Origin of the sequence: Pseudomonas atagonensis, from assembly GCF_011369485.1 — a bacterium.
In the GTDB taxonomy this organism is placed as follows: Bacteria; Pseudomonadota; Gammaproteobacteria; order Pseudomonadales; family Pseudomonadaceae; genus Aquipseudomonas; species Aquipseudomonas atagonensis.
Genome location: NZ_VXCA01000012.1, coordinates 116,017 through 135,010 on the forward strand (window position 1 = coordinate 116,017; position 18,994 = coordinate 135,010).

Sequence of the window (18,994 nt, forward strand, 5' to 3'; positions counted from 1 at the left end):
CCAGTGTCGAGATTGTTTTATGCAGCGGTTTTCGGTTGTGTGGCGTTGAGCAGCGAGCGACCGATGAAGTCCTTGTCGCCCGTGACACCCGGCAGGGTGAAGAAGTAACCGCCGCCGACCGGTTTGAGGTACTCCTCAAGCGGCTCGCCGTTGAGGCGGGTCTGCACGGTGATGAAGCCTTTTTCCAGATCGGCCTGGTAACAGATGAACAGCAGGCCCATGTCGAGCTGACCGTTCTTGTTGACGCCGTTGGAGTAGTTGAACGGCCGGCGCAGGATCAGGTTGGCTTGCGTCGCGGCGGTGCGCGGGTTGGCCAGCCGAATGTGCGCGTCGAGTTTGGTCAGCTTGCCTTCCGGGTCTTTGCTGTAGTCAGGGACTTCACTTTCATGGTTGCCGCCCATGGGCGCGCCAGTGGCCTTGACCCGGCCGAGGATGCTTTCCTGTTCCTGCAGCGGCGTGCGATCCCAGCGCTCGACGAAGTTGCGGATGATCCGCACGGCTTGATAACTGCCGTGGGCTGCCCACGCCGGTTCGTCACTGCCCGGTTGCACCCAGACGATGCGATCCATGCTCTTGCCGTCATTGGAATCGGGGTTGGCCGAACCGTCGCGGAAGCCAAGAAAGTTGCGCGCTGATTGCGCCGGCACACCCGGTTTGGCCGGGGCTTGCGGCGGCACACTGCCTTCCTGTTTCCAGCGCACCAGCAGCAGGTCCGGCAGGTTCTTCACGATGTCGCGCAGGGCGTGAATGTTGGTGTCGGCGGTGTTGGAGCAGAACTGCAAGCTCAAGTCGCCGTGGCAGCAATCGGCTTCCAGCGCATCGTTGGGGAAACCGACCATGCGTTGCAGGCGTTTCGGTTTGGCGTCGGCCAGGCCGAAGCGCTCGTCGAACAGCGATTCACCCACCGACACGGTGATGGTCAGGTTGTCCGGGGTGACGACCGGGCCGAGGATGCCGGAATCCGGCGGCGGCAGTTTCGGGTCAATCTGCGCCACCGGGCCGCCCTTCATCAGGAACGCGATGCGTTCGTTGAGCGTGCGGAACAGCCGCTCCAGGTCTTCGCGATCACTGGCCAGCACGTCGAACGACACGAACATGCCCGAGGCCGGGCGCGGGGTGACGATGCCGGTCTGATGCACACCGTGGAAGTCGTGGCGGTCTTCAGTCTTGTCGCTGCTCGGTGCTTCGGTGACTTGCGCAGGTGCTGCGGCCATGGCCGGGCAGCTCAGGGCGGAACCGGCGAGGGCGACACCGGCGGCGCCCATGCCCATCAGGAGGCGGCGACGTTGCAGGTTGAGTTGTTCAGAATCTTTCATCGGTACTCGTCTTCTGCTTACAGGCCGGAGAGGCCGAGGGCGGGATCGATTGCGTCCAGTGCGTCGGCCAGAGCCTGAGCCTTGTCGGCGATCTGCTTGCGTTGTTCGCCGCTGACGGTGTCGTAAGTGGCGTAGCCGTCCTTGACCTTGAAGCTGTTCAGTTGTGTGTCGAAATCAGCCAGTGCCTGATCGATTTTCGGCAGCAGATCGGCGGCGGATTTGCTCAGCATCGGCCGCAGCAGCTCGACCACTTTGTGTGCGGTCTGCAGATTGGCGGCAAAACCGTTGAGGTCGCCGTGGCTGTAGCGTTCCTCTTCACCGCTGGCGGCGCGGACATCGGCCAGGGTGTTGAGGTTGCGCACCACGATGTTCACCAGTTGCTCCGGTGGCAGTGTCTGCGCGAGCAGTTGTTGTTTGAGCGTGGTGACGTCGGTCAGCAAGCGCTGGGAAACCGGTGCGAGCTTGTCGAGTTTGCGTTGCTGGAACAGCGCGTATTCGATGCGGTGGAAACCGACAAACGCTGGATCCTGTTCGCGTTTTTCAAAGTAATCGGCGCGGGCATTGATACTGTTGTCCAGTTCCGCCAGACGCTGCGCCGCCGGGGCCAGACGCTGATACGCCGCACGCGCCGGCAGGTACAGCGCCTGCGCCTGGCTGAGGTCACCGCTTTCAATCGCCTGATTGAGCGCGGTGACGGCTTTGATCAGCGCGCTGCCCTGGCTGGCCAGGTACACGCGGAATTCCGACAACGGGCCGACGAAGGCAACCATCGACGGCTTGGCCTTGGCAGCCGCATCGGAAGCGGCAGTCGGCGTCACATGCAAGGTGCCGCGCGGGTTGCTCAGCAGGCCGCAGGTGATCGCGTAGTCGCCGGGTTGCAAATTGGCGTTGATCACCTGGCTCAGACCCGGCGCAATGTTTTCGCGCTCTTCGACCACCAGCACGCCGTCGAGGATTTCCCATTCCACAGCACGATCCGATCGGTTGACGATGCGGAAACTGGCGCGTCCGGCCGGCACCGTCAGCGCATTAGGCTCGCAGTTGCCCGGATGAATGTTGACCACCACTTCATCGTGGTTGTGCTGACGTTTGGCGGCGGCCATTTTCGAGGCGTACCAGAACAGGCCACCGGCGGCGATCATCACGACCACCGAACCGGCCACCGCCCAGCGCAAGGCACGGGGAGGGGAGGCCTGAGGTGTATTAGGCTTTGACATGGATGCCCTTATTGGCTGGAAACGGAAGACGATTTGGCTGCTTTCGAGGCAACTGGCGCGGCGGGATAGAAGAACATCACCAGCGCCACGACGAGATAGATCAGGTAGGCGCCCAGGGTGCTGACGGTCGGCGTGTCCTGATAACCGAACATGCCGGCCAGTACCGACCCCAGCGGGCCGTCCATCGGCAACGTCGCGCTGAAGTCGAACAGCACGGTTTGCCAGTGATTCCACAGGCCGGCTTCATGCAGGGCTTGTACCGAGTTGGCGAGAATCCCGGCGGCGACGACGAGAATGAACAGCCCGGTCCACTTGAAAAATGCCGAGAGGTTCAGGCGCATGCTGCCGCTGTAGATCAGGAACCCGACGACAATCGCCAGTACCAGGCCGAGCAGGGCGCCAATCGGCGCGCCCGGGCCTTCGCTTTGCTGGAACACCGCGAGCAGGAAGAACACGGTTTCAAGACCTTCGCGAGCCACGGCGAAGAAGACCATGGCGATCAGTGCGATCACCTGGTGTTTAGAGGATGTGAGAGCCTGATCGAGTGAGGCCTGCAGAGAATGTTTGATCGAGCGCGCGACCTTGCGCATCCAGAACACCATGGAACTCAGAATACCCACGGCGACCAGTCCGACTACGCCTTCGAACAATTCCTGCTGTTTCTGCGGGAATTCGGCGCTGACCAGCTCCAGACCACCACCGACCAGCAGGGCGAGGGCGGCGGCGAGGAACACACCGATCCACACGGCGGGCATCCACTGGCCCCGGCCGGTCTGTTGCAGGTAGCTGGCGATAATGCCAACGATCAGCGCGGCTTCAATGCCTTCGCGCAGCATGATCAGAAACGGAACGAGCATTCGGCACCGGGTCGTAAGAGAAGATGCCAATTTGTAACATAATGACACTCATTCTCAAACGGCCGGTATTGACATTTACCTGAACCTAAGCTGAACGCATGACTCAAGGCTGTTCAATACAGGTCAAAAACCTGCCTGTTGTACACCTCGATCAACTGATCGTAAGCCCCCCCAACTCGCTGGTAATCCTCATTCAACTGCTGCGCAGAGGCCTTTGATACCCAGTGATCGTGCATGCGGTTAACGGCTTCCAGGTACCGCTGGCCGGGTGCTCGCACATAGTTCCAGAGGTTTTCCGGCGAATCGGCAGTACTCGTTGCCGGATGATCCTTGAAGTAGGCGCTGCCTTCGTCCCAGGCGTCCTGCAGTGCTTGTGCGCCCATGCTCAGATCATTTGGCGAAAAACGCTGATCGCGCACGCGGTTGTCGAGCGTGAGCATAAGGTTTTGTGCCTGAGTCATGTAGCTGAGGACGTACGCGTATTTGAATTTGTCCCGAGCCTTGAGTTGCTCCAGCTGCACCTTCCGCAAATCCAGATCCTGGCGATCGAGTGCCTGACGCAACTGATCGGATGCGTCGAGATAGTCTCTGGCCAATGGAATGAACTGGCTGTCGCGATCCGCTTTATCCGCCGGGCTGACTGAGTAGAGAGCCTTGGGACTGAAAAAGTCGAAGCCGGTGGCCACTGCGTTGACCGCTTTCAGGCTTGTTTCGAAGCGTTGTTGCAATTGCAGCAACTCGGGTGCGGATTTCTCCAGATTGCCTTTTTGCAGCGCATTCAATTGACAGCCATACGCATCGTGAACGCTGGCGTAATTGAGCCTTTCGCGGGCGTCGAGCTGGCGCGGGTCACTGTGCAGTTCCCGGCTCAGGTAACGATCATAGGCTTCGCGCCAGCGACCGTCGGCCTGGTTCAGGCACGCGATCAACGGGCGCAAGGCACGGGCCTTTTCCTGTTCGGCGAGATCGGGTTGATTGAGCCAACGCTGAACCGGTACCAGCAGCGCCTGGTTGTCTTTCAACAGGCCGAGCAAGCTCGCCGTCAGCGCAATAGCCCAGAGCCCTGTCTTAACGCGCTTGTTCATCGCCGCGCCTCCTGCGCCTGTAAATGTCCATACCATTGTTTCGAATCAGGAGCACCCCGGCATTCCTGACGACTGTCGAACGCACCGCTGCAACTGCGCTGGGCGAACGGCTGCAGGCCTTGATCGACGCCCATCAATTGCGCGCGAGCAATGAGATAAAACAGCACAGTGGCAGCCATGACACCGACCATCAGCGCGACGGATCCCGTTGTGCCGAGAACCGGCAGCCGAACGTTGGGGCGCTTGATGGTCAGCGTGTTTACCCAGGCGACACGACTCAAACGACTCAACGCGAGCATCACGACGGCGTAACCGGCCAGTGCCGCCGTACCGCAGCAGGCCCAGATCAACGCGCCCATCAACCAGCAAGGCAACAACTCGCGAAGCACCAGCGGAGCGGGGCGTCTGAAACTGAGCCGTGGCGACAAGGCACGACTCAAACGCACGTCCAGTGACCAGAAGCGGTCTGCCATCGGTCGCCATGCCCACAACAATGCCGCGCCCGATGCTGCCAATGCGCACAGCCAAAACAACATCGCGGCAAGGCTTGCGCCGAACCCTGAACGATCCACGAAATATTGCGCGCACACCACCGTCAGTGATGCGCCAGCCAGCCCCGCAAACATTGGCCAGTCGCGACCGGACTGCTTGAGCGACTTCCAGAAATAGGGATCGCCGTCGGGCATTTGCTGAACTCTCGCCGGGTCGAGACGCTTGAGTGTCTCGCTGAGCCTGAGGCAGGCATTCCAGTCGGCTTCAAAAAAGCGCCGGGCGAAGGCACGCCGTTCGTCGTCGCTCATTGGCGTCATTAACAGGTGTGCCGCACGGCTCTCGGGGGTACGGTCATCCCGCCGGGCGAGCGCTTCGAGGGTTGCGATATACACCTGGTCATCGCGGCGTCTCACCAGCATTGGCCAATAAAGTGGCGAGCAGCGAGATTCGTCATCGGCGGACCAGTGCTGATGGGTACAGAGCGTCTCAAACAGGTGCGTCGACCACACGTTTGATTCCACCAGTAAACCGGCCAGCGCCTCATTGAACCAGTCGTGGCGTTCGAACGGCTGTAACCAGTCGGCTTTTTTCAGCGCCGTGTAGCGCTCGATGAAGGCGTCGATCCGGCCGGCGTTCAACAAATCGCGCAAGTCCTGTTCGACATACTTGCAGTAGGCGCCCAGCAGCAAATGAAGTGCTGCAGGTGACAAATCCTCGCGCTGCCAGGCGCTGAGCCAGTTGAAGTGTTCCAGTCCCCAGGCGGCCAGCCGCATCCTGTCGTCGCGCGGTGACAGGCACATCATTAACAACTGATCTTCGAACGCCCGTTCGCAGTGTAAAACCCGAGCCTGAGCAAGGCGTTCTGCAAGCTTATCGACGGCAATGTCTTCCAGTAACTGCCCGGCCTGCTGTTCCACAGGATCGTGTTCGCTCTCCAGATACGCTTCAAGCGCGAGAGCGGCTGACTGCGTTTCCACAGCAGGTTCTTGCGCATCGGCTGAGGCCGTGTGACGACTCCACGCCATCGCCTGTTCGTAAGCTTCGCGCAGGCGCTGGAAACCGTTCGGATCCTCGTCCGGGCGATGCACTTTGAGCAATGCGGCGTATTGGCGTTTTATGCTGCGTAAGTCGCTGTTGGCTTCCAGCCCAAGCACCGTCCAGCAATTCAACGCTGCAGCCCCTGTTCCAGTTCATCGACGGGTTGCGTCGGCGACTTTTTCAGGGCGTTGGGAACCCGCTCGACGGCACCTTCGCGCCGCGCCGTCACGAAGTTGTCAGTCTTACCCAAATCAATGCCGACGATCATCCGCTTACTGCTCCCTTTCAATTGCGCCATTCACCACGGCAGCCTATCGGCCATCGGGCCCGGTAGTTGAGCCGGTTTTCGCACAACGCTGGCTTTTTACTCAGCGCTGCCTAAGATGGCCGACAGATCAAACCGGACACCCGAGTGACGTTCAATGTCGGAAAAGGACACCATCGCCGTTCAACTGGTGCGCGAAGCGCTGTTGCAGAGTTGTGCCCCGGGCGTGGCCACGGAAGAGGTCTTGAGCAAGGTCGGCATTGCCCCGGACTTGCTGCAAACCGCGAGCGGCAGGGTGCCAGCCTCGCAATACGCCCGGCTCTGGCGCTTGCTGGCCCGGCGGGGCGATGACGAGTTCTTTGGCATGGATCCGCGCAAGCTCAGGTCCGGCAGCCTGGAATTCCTGTGCCGCAGCGCGATGGCGCAGCCGACGCTAGCCGCGGGACTTGGCACGGGGCTGAATTTTCTTTCGCTGATGCTGGAAAAAATGCCGGCGCAACTGGTGCACCAGCAAAGTCTGGCGGAAATCGTCCTGCTCGAAGAGGATCCGCAACCACGTCGCGCCTTCACGTATTTCACCTACTGGATGATCGTTCACGGCGTAGCCTGCTGGCTGGCCGGGCGGCGGATTCCGATTCTGGCGATTGAACTGCGTTGCCCGGCGCCGGAGTTCACCGACGACTACCGGGTGATGTTCTCGGAAAACCTGCGCTTTGATCGCCCGCGCACACGGATGATCTTTTCGGCCGATTGCCTCGATCTGCCGATCAAACGCAGCGCAGAGGAGCTCAAGCGCTTTCTGGCCCACGCGCCGGCCAACATTCTGGTCAAGTACCGCGACCCGCAAAGCCTGGCCAGCCGGATCAAACAGGATTTGCGTCAGTTACCCGCCGAGCAGTGGCCGGAAACCGACGCGTTGGCCCAGCAATTGTGCATGTCGGCCTCGACCCTGCGCCGGCGTCTGGCGGAGGAAGGGCAGACGTATCAAGGGCTCAAGGACAGCGTGCGCAAGGAATTGGCGATTGTCTGGCTGGCGGAGCCTTCGATCAGTTTTGTCGAGATTGCGGCGCGGCTGGGGTTTGCCGATGCGAGTTCGTTCTACAAGGCGTTTCGCAAGTGGTCGGGGTCGAATCCGGGGCATTACCGTACGTTGATCCTCAACGAGGCGGTCTGATCCACCACCACCACTCGCCGCCGCTAACTCTCGTTCCCACGCTCTGCGTGGGAACGCAGCCCGGGACGCTCCGCGTCCCTTCCAATGCTGGAACGCGGAGCGTCCCTTGAGGCATTCCCACGCAGAGCGTGGGAACGATCAACACAGGCGCTACATAACCTGAACCCTGGCCAAACCAGTCAGCCACTTTGATGGCTTTGACCATTGCCCCAAGTCCGCCGCAGCGCGACTATCCCTCTGTTGTTTACGGTTCCCCAACCTAATAAAAACACAGAGGGATTCTGGCAATGCGCGATTACTTGTCTGCCACCAAACAGTTCAACTATCAGCACACCGTGGACGCCGCACTCAGCGGCACGCTTGAAGCACTGAACGCCTGCGTCGAATGCTGTGACCGCCACGCCTTGCCCGGGCGCATTGCGCTGTTCTGGGAAGGTCGCGATGGCGCCAGTGCGACGTACACTTTCAGCGAACTGCAGGATAAAGCCGCGCGTTTTGCCAATTTCCTTCTCGCCCAAGGCGTGCAGAAGGGCGACAAGGTCGCCGGCCTGCTGCCGCGCAACATTGAATTGCTGATCACCGTGTTCGCCACCTGGCGTATCGGCGCGGTGTATCAACCGCTGTTCACCGCGTTCGGCCCCAAAGCCCTCGAACATCGCCTGAACAGTTCCGGCGCCAAAGTGGTGGTGACCGATGCGGTCAACCGGCCGAAACTCAGCGAAGTCGCCGACTGCCCGACGCTGGTCACCGTCGGTGGCCCGAAAGGCCAGGGCATCGTCCGTGGCGATTTCAGTTTCTGGGCCGAGCTGCCTAACCATTCCAATGTCTGCGAACCCGTCATGCTGAGCGGCGAAGCCCCGTTCCTGCTGATGTTCACCTCGGGCACCACTGGCCCGTCGAAAGCGCTGTCGGTTCCACTCAAAGCCATCGTCGCGTTTCAGAGCTACACCCGCGATGCGGTGGATCTGCGCCCGGAAGATGCGTTCTGGAACGTCGCCGATCCGGGCTGGGCCTACGGCATTTACTTTGGTGTAACCGGGCCGTTGTCGATGGGCCATCCGATCACCTTTTACGATGGCCCGTTCACCCTCGAAAGCACCTGCCGGGTAATCAACAAATACGGGATCACCAACCTCACCGGTTCGCCGACGGCGTATCGCCTGCTGATTGCCGGCGGGGATGAGTTCGCCAAGTCGATCAAGGGCAAGCTGCGTATCGTCAGCAGCGCCGGTGAGCCGCTGAACCCGGAGGTGATCCGCTGGTTTGCCGACAACCTCGGCGTGCTCATTCACGATCACTACGGCCAGACCGAACTGGGCATGGTCCTGTGCAACCACCACGGCCTTGAACACCCGGTGCATGTCGGCGCTGCGGGTTTTGCTTCGCCGGGCCATCGCATCGTCGTGCTCGACGAGCAGAACAACGAACTCGGTGTCGGTCAGCCCGGCATTCTTGCCATCGACCGTCCGCACTCGCCGATGTGCTGGTTCGCCGGTTATGAAGGAGCGCCAACCAAGGCCTTTGTCGGCGACTACTACCTGAGCGGCGACACGGTGGAGTGGAATCCGGACGGCAGCATCAGTTTCGTTGGCCGCAGCGATGACGTGATCACAACCTCTGGCTACCGCGTCGGCCCGTTCGACGTCGAGAGTGCTTTGATCGAACACCCGGCCGTGGTCGAAGCAGCGGTGGTCGGCAAACCCGATCCCGAGCGCACCGAACTGGTCAAAGCCTTTGTCGTGCTCAGCGCGCAATACCGTGCGGCGCCGGAATTGGCCGAAGAACTGCGCCAACACGTGCGCAAGCGTCTGGCCGCGCATTCATACCCGCGTGAAATCGAATTTGTCAGCGAATTGCCCAAGACCCCGAGTGGCAAATTGCAGCGCTTTATCTTGCGCAACCAGGAAATCGCCAAGGCTCAAGAGGTCGCGGCGAAGAACGTTTCAGCTTGAATCAGGAAGTACAGTCATGCAGATCGAGAATAAGGTTTTTATCGTCACCGGCGGTGCGTCCGGCCTCGGTGCCGCCAGCGCCGAATTGCTGGTCAGTGCCGGCGCCAAAGTAATGCTGGTGGACATGAATGCTGAAGCCGTTGCCGCCCAGGCCCAGCGTTTGGGCGCTCAGAGTGTGGTGGCCGACATCAGCAACGAAGCCGCCGCTGAAGCTGCCGTGCAGGCAACCGTGAAAGCCTTTGGCAGCCTCAACGGTCTGGTCAACTGCGCCGGCATCGTCCGTGGCGAGAAAATCCTCGGCAAGAACGGCCCGCATGCGCTGAGCAGTTTTGCGCAGGTGATCAACGTCAACCTGATCGGCAGCTTCAACATGCTGCGTCTGGCCGCTGCCGCCATCGCTGAGTCCGAGGCGAATGTCGACGGCGAGCGCGGCGTGATCATCAACACTGCCTCGGTGGCAGCGTTCGACGGCCAGATCGGTCAGGCAGCCTATTCGGCATCCAAGGGCGCCATCGCCAGCCTGACCCTGCCGGCCGCCCGCGAACTGGCGCGTTTCGGCATCCGCGTGATGACCATCGCCCCGGGCATTTTCGAAACGCCGATGATGGCCGGCATGACCCCGGAAGTGCGCGACTCGCTTGCCGCTGGCGTACCTTTCCCGCCGCGTCTGGGCAAGCCTGCCGAGTACGCCGCGCTGGTTCGGCATATCATCGAAAACAGCATGCTCAACGGCGAGGTGATCCGTCTCGACGGTGCCTTGCGCATGGCCGCCAAGTAAGGAGGACTTTTCATGACTATTTCCAACGATCCGATTGTCATCGTCAGCGCCGTGCGCACCCCGATGGGTGGTTTTCATGGCGAACTGAAAAGTCTCACTGCGCCACAACTGGGAGCCGCTGCAATCAAGGCAGCAGTTGAACGTGCCGGTGTGGCCGTCGATGCGGTCGATGAAGTGCTGTTCGGCTGCGTGCTGCCGGCCGGCCTCGGACAGGCGCCTGCGCGTCAGGCTGCACTGGGCGCCGGGCTGGATAAATCGACCCGCTGCACCACCGTCAACAAGATGTGCGGCTCGGGCATGGAGACCACCATTCTCGCCCACGACATGCTGATTGCCGGCAGCGCTGACGTGGTCATCGCCGGCGGCATGGAAAGCATGTCCAACTCACCGTACTTGCTGGATCGTGCCCGCGCCGGTTATCGCATGGGCCATGGCCGGGTGCTCGATTCGATGTTCCTCGACGGCCTCGAAGACGCCTACGACAAGGGTCGCCTGATGGGCACCTTCGCCGAGGACTGCGCCGAAACCAATGATTTCAGCCGCGAGGCTCAGGACGCGTTTGCCATCGCTTCGACCACCCGCGCGCAGCAGGCGATCAAGGACGGCAGTTTCAAGGACGAAATCGTCCCGTTGACCGTGACGGTCGGCAAAGAGCAGGTGCTGATCAGCAACGACGAGCAGCCACCGAAAGCCAAACTGGACAAGATCGCTTCGCTGAAACCGGCGTTCCGCGAAGGCGGCACGGTGACGGCGGCCAACTCCAGTTCGATTTCCGACGGCGCGGCGGCATTGGTGTTGATGCGTCAGTCGCAGGCACAGAAGCAGGGGCTGAAACCGCTGGCAGTGATTCACGGCCACTCTGCCTTCGCTGACACCCCGGGCCTGTTCCCGGTGGCACCGATTGGCGCGATCAAGAAGCTGATGAAGAAAACCGGCTGGTCGCTGGGCGACGTTGACCTGTTCGAAGTCAACGAAGCCTTCGCCGTGGTCGGCATGGCGGCGATGACCCACCTGGAAATCCCCCACGACAAGCTGAACATCCATGGCGGCGCCTGCGCCCTGGGTCATCCGATTGGTGCCTCAGGTGCGCGGATTCTGGTGACCTTGCTCTCGGCTCTGCGCCAGAAAGGCCTGAAACGCGGCGTCGCGGCGATCTGCATCGGCGGCGGCGAAGCCACGGCGATGGCCGTGGAATGCGTTTACTAAACACGCTCTGATCCCTGTGGGAGGGGGCTTGCTCCCGAAAGCGGTGTGTCATTCAGACGTGATGTGACTGACCTGGCCTCTTCGGGAGCAAGCCCCCTCCCACAAGTGAAAGATGCGGTGCGATTTAAATTAAGGATTCACCATGATTCCCAACGAAGACCAAACCCAGATCCGCGACATGGCCCGGCAGTTTGCCGAGGAACGGCTGAAACCGTTCGCCGCCGAGTGGGATCGCGAACATCGCTTCCCGAAAGAAGCCATCGGCGAAATGGCCGAACTGGGCTTCTTCGGCATGCTCGTGCCGGAGCAGTGGGGCGGTTGCGATACCGGTTACCTGGCCTACGCCATGGCCCTGGAAGAAATCGCCGCCGGCGACGGTGCCTGCTCGACGATCATGAGCGTGCACAACTCGGTCGGTTGCGTGCCGATCCTCAAGTTCGGCAACGACGACCAGCGTGAGCGCTTCCTCAAGCCGCTGGCCAGTGGCGTGATGCTCGGCGCGTTTGCCCTGACCGAACCGCAGGCCGGTTCCGATGCCAGCAGCCTGAAAACCCGCGCCCGGCTAGAAGGCGATCACTACGTGCTGAACGGCTGCAAACAGTTCATCACTTCCGGGCGGAACGCCGGGGTCGTGATTGTGTTTGCGGTGACCGACCCGAGTGCCGGCAAGCGCGGCATCACTGCGTTTATCGTGCCGACCGACTCGCCGGGCTACAAAGTCGCTCGCGTCGAGGACAAACTCGGCCAGCACGCCTCGGACACCTGCCAGATTCTGTTCGAAGACGTGAAAGTGCCGGTGGCCAACCGTTTGGGCGAGGAGGGCGAGGGTTACAAGATCGCCCTGGCCAACCTTGAAGGCGGCCGTGTCGGCATCGCATCGCAATCGGTGGGCATGGCCCGTGCCGCGTTCGAAGCGGCCCGTGATTACGCCCGTGAGCGCGACACTTTTGGCAAGCCGATCATCGAGCACCAGGCCGTGGCGTTCCGCCTCGCTGACATGGCCACGCAAATCGCCGTCGCCCGGCAAATGGTGCATTACGCAGCAGCCCTGCGCGACAGCGGTCAGCCAGCGCTGGTCGAAGCATCGATGGCCAAACTGTTCGCTTCGGAAATGGCCGAAAAGGTCTGCTCAATGGCGTTGCAAACCCTCGGCGGTTACGGTTACCTCAACGACTTCCCGCTGGAGCGCATCTATCGCGACGTGCGCGTTTGCCAGATTTACGAAGGCACCAGCGACATCCAGCGCATGGTCATCTCGCGCAATCTTTGAGAAGGAATTTGAATTCATGACTTACGAAACCATTCTGCTGGAAACCCATGGCCGTGTTGGCCTGATCACCCTGAACCGGCCGCAGGCGCTGAACGCCCTGAACGCGCAACTGGTCAGCGAAGTGAACCACGCCCTCGATGGCCTGGAAGCCGATGCGAATATCGGCTGCATCGTCCTCACCGGCTCGAAAAAAGCCTTCGCCGCCGGGGCCGACATCAAAGAGATGGCCGAGCTGACCTATCCGCAGATCTATATGGACGATCTGTTCAGCGACAGTGACCGCGTGGCCAATCGCCGCAAGCCGATCATTGCGGCGGTTAACGGTTTCGCCCTCGGTGGTGGCTGTGAGCTGGCACTGATGTGTGACTTCATTCTGGCCGGTGACAACGCCAAGTTCGGTCAGCCGGAAATCAACCTCGGTGTGCTGCCGGGCATGGGCGGTACCCAGCGCCTGACTCGCGCCGTGGGCAAGGCCAAAGCCATGGAAATGTGCCTGAGCGGGCGCATGATCGATGCGGTGGAAGCCGAGCGTTGCGGCATCGTTGCGCGCATCGTGCCGAGTGATGAGTTGCTGGAAGAAGCGCTGAAGGTGGCGGCGGTGATCGCCGGCAAATCACTGCCGATTGCGATGATGATCAAGGAAAGCGTCAACCGTGCCTTCGAAGTGAATCTGACTGAAGGCGTGCGCTTCGAGCGCCGGGTGTTCCATGCGGCGTTTGCCACGCAGGATCAGAAGGAAGGGATGGCGGCGTTTGTGGCCAAGCGGACACCTGAGTTTCAGGGCAAATAAAGCTGAAGAGCCCCTCACCCTAACCCTCTCCCGGAGGGAGAGGGGACTGATCGAGGGATGCTTGAGAGATACGCCGACCTAAAAGAGTTTTACCGAATCCATAATCGACTCGATCTTTCAGGTCGATGTATGACGCCAGACACCTCGGTCGGCCCCCTCTCCCTCTGGGAGAGGGCTGGGGTGAGGGAAAGGGGCCGACACCATTACAACTGATAGTTCTTCAGCTCGCGAGCAATCACCATCCGCTGTATCTCGCTCGACCCTTCATAAATCTGCGTAATCCGCGCATCGCGGTAGTACTTCTCGACCGGATAATCTTCCAGATACCCATACCCGCCGTGAATCTGAATCGCCGACGAACACACCTTCTCGGCCATTTCCGACGCAAACAGTTTGGCCTGCGAAGCCTCCGACAGGCACGGCTTGCCCGCCGTGCGCAGCCGCGCCGCGTGCAAAATCATCAAACGTGCCGCGTTCAGTTGCATGTGCATGTCGGCCAGCAGGTTGGCGATGCTCTGGTGTTCGTTGATGGGTTTGCCGAACTGGATGCGGTCGCGCGAATACGCCAGCGCCGCTTCAAACGCCGCACGGGCGATACCCAATGCTTGCGCGGCGATACCGATACGTCCGCCTTCAAGGTTGGACAGGGCAATCGCCAGACCCTTGCCGCGCTCGCCGAGCAGATTGGCTTCGGGAATGCTGCAGTTGTTCAGCGTCACCGCACAGGTATCAGAAGCGCGGATGCCCATCTTGTGTTCGGTACGGTCGACGATGAAACCCGCCGTATCGGTCGGTACCAGAAACGCCGAAATACCCTTCTTGCCCAGATCCGGATCGGTCACCGCAAACACGATTGCCAGTTTCGCTCGTTTGCCGTTACTGACGAATTGCTTGGCGCCGTTGATCACCCATTGCCCGTCGCGCAGTTCGGCGCGGGTGCGCAGGTTGTGGGCTTCGGAGCCGGCCTGCGGTTCGGTCAGGCAGAAGCAGCCGATGGTTTGCCCGCTGGCCAGATCCGCCAGCCAAGTCTGCTTCTGTTCTTCGCTGCCGTAGTTGAGCACCGGGCCGCAGCCGACCGAGTTGTGGATGCTCATGAACGCGCCGGTGGCGCCGTCGCCGGCAGAAATTTCTTCAACCGCCAGGGCATACGCCACGTAGTCGACGTACGTGCCGCCCCATTCTTCCGGCACGACCATGCCGAGCAGGCCCAGCTCGCCCATCTTCGCCACCAAAGCGTCATCGATCCAGCCGGCCTTTTCCCAGGCCTGTGCATGGGGCGCGATTTCGCCACGGGCAAAGTCCCGGGCCATGTCGCGGATCATCACTTGCTCTTCAGTCAGTTCGAGATCGTGCATGGCTCAGCTCCCGCTCTCATCAAAACCGTGGAAGAAACTCGCGACGTGTGCCGCGTCCAGCGCGGCGAGAGTCGGCGGATTCCAGCGAGGTGTCTTGTCTTTGTCGATCAGCAGGGCGCGTACGCCTTCGATCAGGTCGCCGCGTTCGAACCACTGGCGATCCAGATGCAGCTCAAGGGCGAAGCAGTTTTCCAGGCTCAGGTGACGGCCGCGACGGAGCATTTCCAGGGTTACAGCCATGGCCAGCGGTGAACGGCTTTCCAGCAGATCAGCCGTGGTGGTCGCCCATTCATGGCTGTCGGCAACGGTCACCGCGCGCAGTTGCTCTACCATGCTCGGCACATCCGGCAGGGCGAAGAAATGGTCGATGGCCGGGCGCAAGGCCTCAAGCGGTGCATCGGGCAGGGTTTGCACGGCGTGTTTGGCCAGCAGGTTTTGCAGCGCCTTGAGCGGCGAGTCTTGCCATTCCATCTGATCGAGTTTTTCGTCGAGCAGCGCCAGTTGGCTGCTGTCCAGATACCAATCGGCGAGGCCGCAATACAGCGCATCGGCAGCACGAATCTGTACGCCGCTGACTCCCAGATAAATCCCCAGCTCACCGGGAATACGCGGCAAGAAGTAGCTGCCACCGACATCGGGGAAATAACCGATGGCCACTTCCGGCATTGCCAGTCGGCTCTTCTCGGTGACCACGCGCAGATCCGCGCCTTGCACCAGGCCCATGCCGCCGCCGAGGACAAAACCGTCCATCAACGCCAGCACCGGTTTGCGGTAATGATGAATCGTCAGGTCGAGGGCGTATTCCTCGACGAAGAAATCTTCGTGCAGCGTGTCGCCGCTTTTGAAACTGTCGTACAGGGAACGAATGTCGCCACCGGCGCAGAAGGCTTTTTCACCGGCACCACGCAGGACGATGGCGTGGACATTGGCATCGCTCGCCCAGGCGTCGAGCTGCTGTTGCAGCAGGCGCACCATGTCGAGGGTGATGGCGTTGAGGCCGGCGGGGCGGTTGAGGGTAAGGTGACCAATGTGGTTGCGAACCTCGGCCAGCACTTCGTGTTGCGTGGCATCCATGGACACAGTCCGCGGGGATGAAGCCTGAGCAGTCATCACTAACTCCCTGCTTTTATTGTCTTTATTCGAGAAGCTCGCGCGCGAGCGTTAGCGGATCGTAACAGTGCAAATTTGCCGTGTACAACGGGGATATGTGCAGGGGCTTTCTGCGTTTTTACCTTGGGTTCAAGTTCGCCTTTGTGGTGAGGGAGCTTGCTCCCTCGCCACAGGGATCTAACCCGTTAACGCGTGAAAACTTCACCGACGCTGCGACGTTTGGCGTGCGTTTCACTGGCATGGATCAGTTGCTCAAGATCCTCAGGGGTGATGTCGATGAATGCCTCCATGTCCGCCAGCGCCAGTTTCAGGTCTTCAGCGGTGATCGCCTGCCTGTCGACCGGTGCCACGGCGGGTGCCGGTTCTGCCGGGCGTTTCGGATAGCGCATCCGCGTCAGGTTGTTGTAGGCCAAGGCGCTGAGCAGCATGCACGCGGCGCCGAGCATCACTGGTTCCATGGCTTTCCAGTCCATGGCGATGGTCGCGGGATCGGCCAGCACCAACGTCAACGCCAGCGCACCCGCCGGCGGATGCAGGCAACGCAGCCAGCACATCAGCAGCAACGCCATGCCCGCCGCCAGGCAAGCGCTGCCCAAGGTTCGGCCGAGCACGTGGGCCACCAGCAACGCCACGACGCCGGCACACAAGTAGCCGCCCAGAATCGACCACGGCTGGGCCAGCGCACCGGACGACACGGCAAACAGCAACACCGCCGAAGCACCCAACGGGCCGATCAGGTGATACGCCACTTCATGACCGAACACCTGCGCGCACACCCACACGCTGAACAGCGTGCCCAAGGCTATGCCGATGGCGGCGCGGCTCCATTCAGTGGGGCGGGTGTTGATGGCGGCGGGTAACCAGCGAGCGAACATGTAAAACGGATCCTGTAAAAATGGCGGGCAAAAAAAAGGACTTGTCCGGCAATCCGGAAAGCCCTCGAAGTGTTCCAACATTGGGGGAGGAACGTGAACAGTGTGCCGATCTATCTCGATGCTGACAAATTCATATAAATGCAGTTTGAGTGCATTACTGTTGAATTGAAGCGACGCGCCGCCCACTGACAAAACACAAATACCCGCCCAATGCCGCCAGCGCGCTCAACGCATAGAACATGCTCGGCGCCGGCGTGTGCATCAGCAGAAACCCGCACATCACCGGACTCGCCGCACCGCCGAGCGCCGCCAGGTTCTGCGCGCCGTAGTAGCTGCCGCGCAATGCCTCCGGGGCCAGTGTGTCAACGAAGAGGAAGTCCGCCGGGTAAATGATCATCTCGCCCAAGGTGAAGAGGAACATCGCCACGCACCAGCCAACCAGGCTGTCGGCCAGGCTGAAGCCGATCAGCCCGACGATGAACAACGCTGTGCCACCGGCAATCCAGTGGCGCAGGTGTTCACGCTTGAGGAAACGGCCGATCTGGTATTGCAACAGGATCACCGTGATCGCGTTGCAGGCGAGCAGGGCGGCCATGGTGTCCAGCGTCTGTTGCTGAGTGTGGGTCACCAGCAGATATTGCGAGAGGTACAACGTGAAGCGCCCGTGGACCAACGTGCTGAGCAGGCAACCGAGGGTAAACAGGATCATCGTGCGGTCATTCTTGAGGATGATCAGCGTATTCAAAAAGCTTTGTGGCTGGCCGACCGGCGAGATCGGGCTGGCCTCTCTGGCGGCGCCGAGCAGCAGAAAAATACTCCCAATGGCAATGGCGCCGGCAACGATGAAGGGCGCGGAGGGCTGGATGCCGGCAATCACCACGCCGATCATCGGGCCGACCGCGTAGCCGATATTGGTCAGCGTGTAATTCAGCGAGAACGCCTTGACCCGCTGGCCGACCGGCAGGTTCTCACTGAGGATCGCCTTGGAGCAGATCAGGAACAGCGCCGAGGCGGTTTCGCTGACGATCAGTACCAGCGTGACCAGATAGAGGTTCTGCGCGAAGGTCAGCAGCATCAGGCCGATGCCGCTGGAGAGCATCGTCACAATCAGCAACTGGCGCTTGTCCAGTTTGTCGATGATGTAGCCGCCGTACAGCGACAGCAGCGTCGCGCTGAACACCGCGATGCCGAGCAGCAGGCCGACATCTTGCGGGTTGAGGCCGAGTTTGTTGCTGAGAAACAGGGTCAGCAGCGGACTGATCAAGGCACGACTGACAACGACGGTCAGCGAGCTGATCATCAGTCGGCGAATGAAGCGCGAGTAGGTGGCCACGAAGAGGTCAACGTCCTTATTTCAAATGCGAGAGGCGCGCCGTCATCCTCCCCGGCTCTCGCCCGGCGGTCAACCTGACACACCAACATGCTTTTGTGGGAGGGGGCTTGCTCCCGAAGGGGTCGTGTCAGTCTCCTCCTCGCTGAATGACACACCGCATTCGCGAGCAAGCCCGCTCCCACAGTTGGACTGTGGTGTTCTTCAGGTTCGGCGGCGAAAGCTTTTGTGGGAGGGGGCTTGCTCCCGAAAGGGCCGTGTCAGTCGCAGCCTCGCTGAATGACACACCGCATTCGCGAGCAAGCCCGCTCTCAAAGGTGATTGCTGGTGTTTTCAGGGGAGGGGCAGGTTCATTGCGCAGCGTCGTTCACCGGGGAAGCCTTGGGCGATTTCAGCTTGCAGGGCGCTCAGCAGATGTGGCGGCGTAGCCTGGCCGTTGAGCAGGGCGAACCCGAGGCGCTGATAGAACGGCGCATTCCACGGCAGGCCACGGAAAGTGGTCAGGGTCACGGCGTGCAACTGCATTCGGCGCGCCTGTTCAATCGCCGCCAACACCAGCGCACGTCCCATGCCCTGTCCTTGAAAGTCCTGACTCACCGACAGCTCTTCAACATGCAATTGATCGTCGATGACCAGCGCGCGCAGAAACCCGGCCAATTGCCGGTCGGCACTTTCCACCACCCAAACGCACTTTTGCTCGATGGCCTGCACATGCTGTTCGACATCAGGAACTTCGGCGTCAGCGAGCCAAGTGAGGGCAGGATCGAGACGAAACAGCTCAGCGGCCGAGCGTTCAATGGCGGGGAGGGCAGCCGCGTCAGCAGGGCTGGCGCGGCGGACGATGAAAGTCATGTGGTGAAAAATCCTGTCGTGCACAAGCCCGA

General features: G+C 61.0%; 17 protein-coding genes. 6 read left to right on the forward strand and 11 right to left on the reverse strand.

Going from position 1 to position 18,994, the window contains the following annotated elements:
• Positions 1–17: 17 nt before the first annotated feature.
• The 6 genes from efeB to F2P67_RS08655 form a co-directional block, all read right to left on the reverse strand.
• Positions 18–1,316: an iron uptake transporter deferrochelatase/peroxidase subunit gene (gene efeB, locus F2P67_RS08630; protein WP_166219426.1), complete on the reverse strand. Its 1,299-nt coding sequence runs from the start codon at positions 1,314–1,316 to the stop codon at positions 18–20.
• Between the two features lie 17 nt (positions 1,317–1,333).
• On the reverse strand, positions 1,334–2,533 hold the full coding sequence (gene efeO, locus F2P67_RS08635) for an iron uptake system protein EfeO (RefSeq protein ID WP_166219428.1): 1,200 nt from the start codon (positions 2,531–2,533) through the stop codon (positions 1,334–1,336).
• 8 nt (positions 2,534–2,541) lie between these two features.
• Positions 2,542–3,390, reverse strand: coding sequence for an iron uptake transporter permease EfeU (gene efeU / locus F2P67_RS08640; protein WP_166219430.1), 849 nt, complete (start codon positions 3,388–3,390; stop codon positions 2,542–2,544).
• A 113-nt stretch (positions 3,391–3,503) separates the two neighbouring features.
• Positions 3,504–4,475: a DUF3829 domain-containing protein gene (locus F2P67_RS08645; protein ID WP_166219432.1), complete on the reverse strand. Its 972-nt coding sequence runs from the start codon at positions 4,473–4,475 to the stop codon at positions 3,504–3,506.
• Positions 4,472–6,136 carry a J domain-containing protein gene (locus F2P67_RS08650; protein WP_166219434.1) on the reverse strand — a complete coding sequence of 555 codons (1,665 nt, stop codon included), beginning with the start codon at positions 6,134–6,136 and terminating at the stop codon, positions 4,472–4,474. Before F2P67_RS08650 ends, F2P67_RS08645 begins: the two co-directional genes overlap by 4 nt.
• Positions 6,133–6,273 (reverse strand): hypothetical protein, encoded by a 141-nt coding sequence (locus F2P67_RS08655; RefSeq protein ID WP_166219436.1) that lies wholly within the window; start codon positions 6,271–6,273, stop codon positions 6,133–6,135. The genes F2P67_RS08650 and F2P67_RS08655 overlap by 4 nt, the downstream gene beginning before the upstream one ends.
• A gap of 154 nt (positions 6,274–6,427) precedes the next feature.
• Between F2P67_RS08655 and F2P67_RS08660 the strand changes: the two genes are divergently transcribed.
• From F2P67_RS08660 to F2P67_RS08685, 6 genes are all read left to right on the forward strand, one after another.
• On the forward strand, positions 6,428–7,444 hold the full coding sequence (locus F2P67_RS08660; protein ID WP_166219438.1) for an AraC family transcriptional regulator: 1,017 nt from the start codon (positions 6,428–6,430) through the stop codon (positions 7,442–7,444).
• 287 nt (positions 7,445–7,731) lie between these two features.
• Entirely contained in the window at positions 7,732–9,396 is a 1,665-nt protein-coding gene (locus F2P67_RS08665) for an AMP-binding protein (RefSeq protein WP_166219440.1), read from the forward strand.
• 16 nt (positions 9,397–9,412) lie between these two features.
• A complete protein-coding gene (locus F2P67_RS08670) occupies positions 9,413–10,174 on the forward strand; it encodes an SDR family NAD(P)-dependent oxidoreductase (RefSeq protein ID WP_166219442.1) in 762 nt (253 codons plus the stop codon).
• 12 nt (positions 10,175–10,186) lie between these two features.
• Positions 10,187–11,380 carry an acetyl-CoA C-acyltransferase gene (locus F2P67_RS08675; protein WP_166219444.1) on the forward strand — a complete coding sequence of 398 codons (1,194 nt, stop codon included), beginning with the start codon at positions 10,187–10,189 and terminating at the stop codon, positions 11,378–11,380.
• A gap of 142 nt (positions 11,381–11,522) precedes the next feature.
• Positions 11,523–12,650, forward strand: coding sequence for an acyl-CoA dehydrogenase (locus tag F2P67_RS08680; protein WP_166219446.1), 1,128 nt, complete (start codon positions 11,523–11,525; stop codon positions 12,648–12,650).
• A gap of 16 nt (positions 12,651–12,666) precedes the next feature.
• A complete protein-coding gene (locus F2P67_RS08685; protein WP_166219448.1) occupies positions 12,667–13,440 on the forward strand; it encodes an enoyl-CoA hydratase in 774 nt (257 codons plus the stop codon).
• Positions 13,441–13,643: 203 nt separating this feature from the next.
• On the opposite strand, the gene F2P67_RS08690 is transcribed toward F2P67_RS08685, so the two are convergent.
• From F2P67_RS08690 to F2P67_RS08710, 5 genes are all read right to left on the reverse strand, one after another.
• Complete coding sequence (locus F2P67_RS08690) at positions 13,644–14,795, reverse strand: acyl-CoA dehydrogenase family protein (protein WP_166219450.1); 1,152 nt, start codon at positions 14,793–14,795, stop codon at positions 13,644–13,646.
• Positions 14,796–14,798: 3 nt separating this feature from the next.
• Entirely contained in the window at positions 14,799–15,905 is a 1,107-nt protein-coding gene (locus F2P67_RS08695) for an enoyl-CoA hydratase/isomerase family protein (protein WP_166219452.1), read from the reverse strand.
• A 185-nt stretch (positions 15,906–16,090) separates the two neighbouring features.
• Positions 16,091–16,780 carry an HPP family protein gene (locus tag F2P67_RS08700; RefSeq protein WP_166219454.1) on the reverse strand — a complete coding sequence of 230 codons (690 nt, stop codon included), beginning with the start codon at positions 16,778–16,780 and terminating at the stop codon, positions 16,091–16,093.
• Between the two features lie 154 nt (positions 16,781–16,934).
• A complete protein-coding gene (locus tag F2P67_RS08705; RefSeq protein ID WP_166219456.1) occupies positions 16,935–18,113 on the reverse strand; it encodes an MFS transporter in 1,179 nt (392 codons plus the stop codon).
• A 330-nt stretch (positions 18,114–18,443) separates the two neighbouring features.
• Complete coding sequence (locus F2P67_RS08710; protein ID WP_166219458.1) at positions 18,444–18,962, reverse strand: GNAT family N-acetyltransferase; 519 nt, start codon at positions 18,960–18,962, stop codon at positions 18,444–18,446.
• Between the last annotated feature and the right edge of the window lie 32 nt (positions 18,963–18,994).

Bases quoted from the DNA above. Each gene is read 5' to 3' on its own strand.
- efeU (WP_166219430.1), bottom strand. From the start codon at position 3,390: ATGCTCGTTCCGTTTCTGATCATGCTGCGCGAAGGCATTGAAGCCGCG.
- F2P67_RS08690 (WP_166219450.1), bottom strand. From the start codon at position 14,795: ATGCACGATCTCGAACTGACTGAAGAGCAAGTGATGATCCGCGACATG.
- efeO (WP_166219428.1), bottom strand. From the start codon at position 2,533: ATGTCAAAGCCTAATACACCTCAGGCCTCCCCTCCCCGTGCCTTGCGC.
- F2P67_RS08675 (WP_166219444.1), top strand. From the start codon at position 10,187: ATGACTATTTCCAACGATCCGATTGTCATCGTCAGCGCCGTGCGCACC.
- F2P67_RS08700 (WP_166219454.1), bottom strand. From the start codon at position 16,780: ATGTTCGCTCGCTGGTTACCCGCCGCCATCAACACCCGCCCCACTGAA.
- F2P67_RS08685 (WP_166219448.1), top strand. From the start codon at position 12,667: ATGACTTACGAAACCATTCTGCTGGAAACCCATGGCCGTGTTGGCCTG.
- F2P67_RS08695 (WP_166219452.1), bottom strand. From the start codon at position 15,905: ATGACTGCTCAGGCTTCATCCCCGCGGACTGTGTCCATGGATGCCACG.
- F2P67_RS08665 (WP_166219440.1), top strand. From the start codon at position 7,732: ATGCGCGATTACTTGTCTGCCACCAAACAGTTCAACTATCAGCACACC.
- F2P67_RS08670 (WP_166219442.1), top strand. From the start codon at position 9,413: ATGCAGATCGAGAATAAGGTTTTTATCGTCACCGGCGGTGCGTCCGGC.
- F2P67_RS08645 (WP_166219432.1), bottom strand. From the start codon at position 4,475: ATGAACAAGCGCGTTAAGACAGGGCTCTGGGCTATTGCGCTGACGGCG.
- F2P67_RS08660 (WP_166219438.1), top strand. From the start codon at position 6,428: ATGTCGGAAAAGGACACCATCGCCGTTCAACTGGTGCGCGAAGCGCTG.
- F2P67_RS08710 (WP_166219458.1), bottom strand. From the start codon at position 18,962: ATGACTTTCATCGTCCGCCGCGCCAGCCCTGCTGACGCGGCTGCCCTC.
- F2P67_RS08680 (WP_166219446.1), top strand. From the start codon at position 11,523: ATGATTCCCAACGAAGACCAAACCCAGATCCGCGACATGGCCCGGCAG.
- F2P67_RS08655 (WP_166219436.1), bottom strand. From the start codon at position 6,273: ATGATCGTCGGCATTGATTTGGGTAAGACTGACAACTTCGTGACGGCG.
- efeB (WP_166219426.1), bottom strand. From the start codon at position 1,316: ATGAAAGATTCTGAACAACTCAACCTGCAACGTCGCCGCCTCCTGATG.